Annotated in this window: 7 protein-coding genes; 3 read left to right on the forward strand and 4 right to left on the reverse strand. The window is 63.2% G+C overall.

The window, feature by feature from the left end; all coding sequences use genetic code 11:
* Positions 1–12: 12 nt before the first annotated feature.
* Together AX760_RS11850 and AX760_RS27205 are read right to left on the reverse strand one after the other, a co-directional pair.
* Entirely contained in the window at positions 13–780 is a 768-nt protein-coding gene (locus AX760_RS11850; protein WP_425348845.1) for a ribonuclease T2, read from the reverse strand.
* Positions 686–967, reverse strand: a complete 282-nt coding sequence (locus tag AX760_RS27205; protein ID WP_175552054.1) for a hypothetical protein — start codon at positions 965–967, stop codon at positions 686–688. The genes AX760_RS11850 and AX760_RS27205 overlap by 95 nt, the downstream gene beginning before the upstream one ends.
* Between AX760_RS27205 and AX760_RS11855 the strand changes: the two genes are divergently transcribed.
* From AX760_RS11855 to AX760_RS11865, 3 genes are read left to right on the forward strand one after another with little or no spacing between them, the layout of a single operon-like run.
* Positions 960–1,907: an alpha/beta fold hydrolase gene (locus AX760_RS11855; RefSeq protein ID WP_071833097.1), complete on the forward strand. Its 948-nt coding sequence runs from the start codon at positions 960–962 to the stop codon at positions 1,905–1,907. The two genes, AX760_RS27205 and AX760_RS11855, sit on opposite strands and share 8 nt — an antisense overlap.
* A gap of 11 nt (positions 1,908–1,918) precedes the next feature.
* Positions 1,919–2,875 carry a DMT family transporter gene (locus AX760_RS11860; protein ID WP_071833098.1) on the forward strand — a complete coding sequence of 319 codons (957 nt, stop codon included), beginning with the start codon at positions 1,919–1,921 and terminating at the stop codon, positions 2,873–2,875.
* 34 nt (positions 2,876–2,909) lie between these two features.
* Complete coding sequence (locus tag AX760_RS11865; protein ID WP_071833099.1) at positions 2,910–4,556, forward strand: thiamine pyrophosphate-binding protein; 1,647 nt, start codon at positions 2,910–2,912, stop codon at positions 4,554–4,556.
* A gap of 39 nt (positions 4,557–4,595) precedes the next feature.
* Here the strand turns inward: AX760_RS11865 and AX760_RS11870 are convergent, their stop codons facing one another.
* Complete coding sequence (locus AX760_RS11870; RefSeq protein ID WP_071833100.1) at positions 4,596–4,934, reverse strand: protein tyrosine phosphatase family protein; 339 nt, start codon at positions 4,932–4,934, stop codon at positions 4,596–4,598.
* A gap of 107 nt (positions 4,935–5,041) precedes the next feature.
* Complete coding sequence (locus AX760_RS11875; protein WP_071833101.1) at positions 5,042–5,896, reverse strand: DUF4432 family protein; 855 nt, start codon at positions 5,894–5,896, stop codon at positions 5,042–5,044.
* Positions 5,897–6,075: the final 179 nt, after the last annotated feature.

Genomic DNA, 6,075 nt, shown 5'->3' on the forward strand with positions numbered 1-6,075 from the left:
TTGCCGGTTCAATCACTGAATGCCGGCCGCATCCACCACGCCCCTGGCACATTTGAAATCGGTTGTGCCGGCCGCCTGAATGAGCGCGGCCAGATCCGCACCGCGCGCCAGCGGACCCGAAAGGCCGATGGTCAGACCGGTGATCACGCTGCGTTCGCCGTCTTTCTGGCAGCGCATGCGCACCCGCTCGCCAGCGCCCCTGCCGAACCCGGCATCAAAAGCCTGCTTGATCTCGGTCTCCGTCACCGTTTCCCCCAGCTTTCCCGCAAACAGCGCGCCGACCGGAGACGCATTCAGCCGATCAAGAAAGGCAAGCTGCAGAGCGAAATAGTCCTGCGCCGTACCGGACTGGCAGGTGCCGCTGCGCAGCCATTGGTGGCGATCCAGGCCCGACTGGCTGCCGGGCATGGCGATCAGCAGCCGATCGGCTGTTTCCGGCGCGACGGCCAGTAGCGGCAGGTCGAGCCAGTTGCCTTTGCGCGCGCGCGCCTTGGTCTCGGCAGCAACGCCGCAATAGCTTTTCTTCACGGGCCAGAGCCCGTGCAGTGAAAAATGGGTGGCATCAAACCGGTCGGCGGTCTGGCCCGCACATTCCTTGCGGCTCGGCCGCGTCTCGCAAAAACCCGGCTGCCAGCTGACGGCCAGAATATACTCCGTCTTGCCCCTTGGCGTCTGTTTCGCATCTTCAGCCGCCTTCGCCGCCGTCACACTGAAACCACAAAGGACCAGGCCCACCAACCCGGAGATCAGCGCCCGCATTCTTCCAGAACTCGATGTCATGCTCGCCTCCCATAAAGAACAAACCATGAATATTAACCAACATATGCGGGAAAATTGCAACCGTGAATCGTACTTGTGCCAAACTTTTTGTGACCTGATGCAAAACCATCATCAGCAGCTGATTGCCTTTGCCCTGTAAATCACGTTCATAACGGCAGGCGACGATGAGGGAGGCGGCGATGGTCATGGAGATGCGGCAGGTGGCGAGCCCGACCGGCGCGATGCTTGCACTCTACAGTCTTGCTGCGTCGGCTCCCGCGCGTGGCATCGTGCTCATCAGCCACGGGCTGGCCGAACATGCGGCGCGCTACGACCGCTTCGCGATCTTCCTGGCGACCCGCGGTTTCCACGTCTACGCCCACGATCATCGCGGGCATGGCCTGACGACAGCGCCGGATGCGCCGCTCGGCCGTTTTGCGGCCCGTGACGGCGTTGACACCGTCGTTCGCGACGTGTGCGCGATCCGCGATCTGGCGGCGAAAGAACATCCGGGCCTGCCGATCGTGCTGTTCGGCCATTCCATGGGCGGACTGATCGCGCTGAACACGGTCGAGGCCGAGCCGTCGCTTTTTGACGCAGTGGCCGTCTGGAATTCCAATTTCAACCCCGGTCTTGCCGGGCGCTGCGGCCAGGCGATCCTTGCCATCGAAAAGATGCTGAAAGGCTCCGACGTGCCGAGCGGCCTGTTGCCGCAATTGACCTTCGCCGCCTGGGGCAAGTCGATCCCCGGCGGCAAGACGCCGTTCGACTGGCTGTCGCACGATGAAGCGGAGGTGGCGAAATATGTCGGCGATCCGCTCTGCGGCTTCGATGCCAGCGTCTCGCTGTGGATCGACCTGTTCAAAATGGCCTATGCCGGGGCTAGTCCTGCGCAACTGGCGCTCCTGGCGCCATCCCTGCCCGTCCACCTCGTCGGCGGCGGCGAGGATCCCGCCACCAACCGGGCCCGCGAAACCGCATGGCTCGCAAGGCGCATGGAAACATCCGGCCTGCGGGACGTAACCACGCGCATCTATCCCGCCATGCGCCACGAAACCCTGAACGATATCGGGCGCGAGGCGGCGATGGCCGACTTCGCCGACTGGTGCGACCAGGTTTGCCCGCAGCAGCAGGCTGCAAAGGGTTAGACGGCGCAGGCATGACGAACATTTCCGCAAAAATCAGCCCCGTGGCGCGGGACAACGACGTTTCCTTCGGACTGATCTTGATGGTGATCGCGGTGCTGATCTCGCCGGTGATCGATATTTTCGCCAAGCTGGCGATCGCCACCATACCCTCAGCCGAAATCACCGCCGTGCGTTTCCTGCTGCAGGTGGTCTTCATCCTGCCGATCGTTGCCGTGCGCGGAACGTTGCTGGATCTCACCTGGAAAAAGACCGGCCTGCACGCCTTGCGCGGCGCGCTCCTGGTTATCACCATGCTGTCCTTCATCACGACGCTGAAGGTCATGGAGGTCGCCGATGCGATCGCCATCTTCTTCGTCGAACCGATCATCCTCACCATCCTCGGCAGCATCTTCCTCAAGGAAACCATCGGCTGGCGCCGCTATACCGCCTGCGCCGTCGGCTTTTTCGGTGCCATGCTGGTGATCCAGCCAAGCATGCAGGAGGTCGGGCTGATCGCACTGCTGCCGGTTGTCTCCGCCGCCAGCCTTGCCGTTTTCCTGCTTGTCACCCGCATGGTCGCCCAGCATGAGGATCCCTGGTCGATGCAGCTTCATGCCGGCATCTGGGGCGCCCTGTTCTGTGGCGTCCTGCTCTGGTTCGGCAGCGGCAGCGGCTCGGAAATCTTCGACCCGGTGATACCGGACGGGCGCGCAAGCCTTTTTCTTCTGGGCGTCGGCGTCACCGCCACGATCGCCGGCGTGCTTGGCGTCTACGCCTATCGTGCCGCACCGGCCTCGACGCTGGCGCCGCTGCAATATCTCGAAATCGTCTCGGCGACGATCTTCGGCTGGTGGGTGTTCGGTGACCTGCCCGATGCGCTGAAATGGCTCGGCATCGCGATCATCATCGCGTCGGGCCTCTACGTCATCTGGCGGGAGCGCCAGGTGCAAAAAAGCGCCAGCATTGCGCCGGTCCTGCCGGCAATCTGAAACAAAAAAACGGAATGCTTTGGGAGGAGCGGACATGAAGACGGGCGGAGAACGGATTGTCGAGGCGCTGAAGGCCAATGGCGTGAAGCGCATTGCCTGCGTGCCGGGCGAAAGTTATCTGGCGGTGCTCGATGCGCTCTATGACACGGATATCGACGTTGTCGTCTGCCGGCAGGAAGGTGGCGCGGCGATGATGGCGGATGCCTGGGGGCGATTAACCGGGGAGCCCGGCATCTGCATGGTAACCCGCGGCCCCGGCGCGATGAACGCTTGCGCCGGCCTGCATGTGTCCCGCCAGGACTCGATCCCGATGATCCTGTTCATCGGCCAGGTTCAGCGTGATGCGCGCGAACGTGAGGCGTTTCAGGAGGTGGAATACCGCCGCGCCTTCACCGAGGTCGCCAAATGGGTCGGCGAGATCGACGACCCCGCCCGCATCCCCGAATTCGTCACGCGGGCCTTTGCCATCGCGACATCCGGCAGACCGGGGCCTGTGGTCTTGACCCTGCCCGAGGACATGCTGCGCCAGCTATCGGAGGCGCCGGCGGCCAAGGCCTATTTGCCAGTCGAAAGCCATCCGGGTCGCAGCCAGATCCGGGCGCTGGAAGCCCTGCTTGCCGGGGCCGAGCGCCCGATCGCCATCCTTGGCGGCACGCGCTGGACAAAAGATGCCGTTGCGGCGTTTCAAACCTTTGCCGAACGCTGGCATCTGCCGGTTGGCTGCTCGTTCCGGCGCCAGATGCTGTTTGATCATCTGCATCCGAATTATGCCGGCGATGTCGGCATCGGCATCAATCCGGCGCTGGCCGCCGAAATCCGCAGCGCCGATCTGGTGCTCCTGATCGGCGGCCGCTTTTCCGAAATGCCGTCTTCCGGCTACACGCTGCTCGACGTGCCCTATCCGCGCCAGACGCTGGTGCATGTCTATCCGGATCCCGGCGAACTTGGGCGGGTCTACCGGCCGGATCTTGCGATCGCCGCCAGTCCGCGCGATTTCGTGGCCGCACTCGAAGAGCATGCACCCGCCGAACCGGTGACCTGGCAGGCACGGACAGCGGCCATGCACGCGGCCTATCTCGCCTGGTCGACGCCGCCCCTCACCGGCCCCGGCCATGTCCAGATGGGGCCGATCATGACCTGGATCGAAGCGAACACGCGCGCGGATACGATTTTTACGAATGGCGCCGGAAATTACGCGACCTGGCTGCACCGTTTCCACCGCTTCCGGCAGTTTGCCACGCAAGCCGCCCCGACCTCCGGCTCCATGGGCTACGGCCTGCCGGCCGCGGTTGCCGCCAAACGGCTTTTTCCGGACCGCGAGGTGGTCTGCTTTGCCGGAGACGGCTGCTTCCTGATGCACGGACAGGAGTTTGCCACAGCCGTGCGCTATGGCTTGCCGATCGTTGTGCTGGTCATCAACAACGGCATGTACGGAACGATCCGCATGCACCAGGAGCGTGACTATCCGGGCCGGGTCAGCGCCACGGATCTGACCAATCCGGATTTTGCCGATCTTGCCCGCGCCTATGGCGGCCATGGCGAGACCGTCGCTCACACAACGGAATTCGCCGCCGCCTTCGAGCGGGCGCGATCCAGCGGCAAGCCTGCAATCATCGAGATCCGGCTCGATCCGGAAGCGATCACGCCGGCGCGGACGCTGACGCAGATCCGAAACGGCTGAGCGCCCCCTCAAAATGCCTTCGGGCGAGCGGCGTTCGGGCTAGCTGCGAATATGCTGGCTCTGCTGGTAGATGGCCGTCGAGCGGGCACCCGAGCGGCAGAAACCCAGCATCGGCCGCGGGAATTCGTCCAGCGCATCGACCATTTGCTTGACCGCATCGCCGGTCACGCCCATCGGGCCGACGGGGATATGGCGAATGTCGAGGCCGAGTTCGGCGGCGCGGGCAGCCACATCGGCAAACATCGGCTGGTCCGGAGATTCATGGTCCGGACGGTGGCAGACGAGCGACTTGAAGCCCATGGCCTTGATCTGGTCGAGTTCCTCGACCTCGATCTGTCCGGTGACCGAATATTCATCGTTGATCTGGCGGATGTCCATAGCGAGGCCTTCCCGAAAAATGAACCGAAATGCAGAGGCCTTTGTTTAGGCCCCAAGATCACCGGGCGTCAATCCTTGCCATCGAACACGTTGGTCGAGCGGCACAATCAGCCGACCCGGAAGGCCAGCGCATAGTCGATTGTCTCGCCGGGATGCAGCAGCGGCAATTCTCCGGCCTCGGCAAGCGCGGTCCGGGATGCGATCCGGTGCGAGACCGGTTCTATGCTGACGACATCGGCAGTGCCGCGCTGGCAACGCCAGATCTGCAGGAAGGGAAGCGTATCGACGCGGAACCGCACCTGCAACGACCGCCCCCCCAGCGCTTCGAACGGACCAAGGGCCAGCCGTGCCCAGCCATCGACGGCGGTCTCGGCCGCCGGCAGGCACAGATGGGCGCTGTCGCCCTCCCCGAACAGAAAGTGTTCTGAGCCATCCGCCATCATCGCGCCGGAAATCAACGTGCTCTCTCCGCAAAGCCAGCCGCCAATGTTCATGTGATACATCAGCATCGGCGCAAAAGCAGTCTCGCCTGTGTTCGTGACACGATCCGAAAGCGTGATTTCGGACGCATCGTCGCTGATCGCCCAGTGGCGCGAAACAAGCGCCGTCCCGCCATCGGCGAGGTCGACGCTGGTTTCGGCAAAGCAGCCTGGGCGATCGTCGGCGCCGGTCATTTCGGTACGCCCCACAGGCGTACCGCAAAGCGAGCCGTGCAGCGGATAAAGCCGTCCCTCCGGACCACCCGCGATCGGTTCCGGATGGCGAACATGATCGGGGCCGCAGGTAAAGAAAAACCCCTGGAGCGCATGGTCGATCCGCAGGTCGCCGTCGGAAGGGATGGCGATGCCCGGCGCGAGATCCGTGCCGTCGACGACAAAAGCGCCAATGTCGAGCGCCGATTGCCGGTCGAGAAGGATCTGGAATCCGTCGGCATCGTCCCGGCTCGAAATGCTGATCGACATGCCGCAATCTCCGTCCGCTCGGCCGTTTTGGCCATTCTTTCGCTGGAATCAGCGAAATCCTGTCACACGCTATCCCAAAGAATTCGGCGCATCACCTCCTTGAAAGGTCCAAGGCACCGAATTAGATGCGTTTTATCGGTTTGTTCATCATGAATTCAGAACTTTCATATTACCGTCCA

Source organism: Pararhizobium antarcticum, from assembly GCF_001885585.1.
Taxonomy (GTDB): Bacteria; Pseudomonadota; Alphaproteobacteria; order Rhizobiales; family Rhizobiaceae; genus Pararhizobium; species Pararhizobium antarcticum.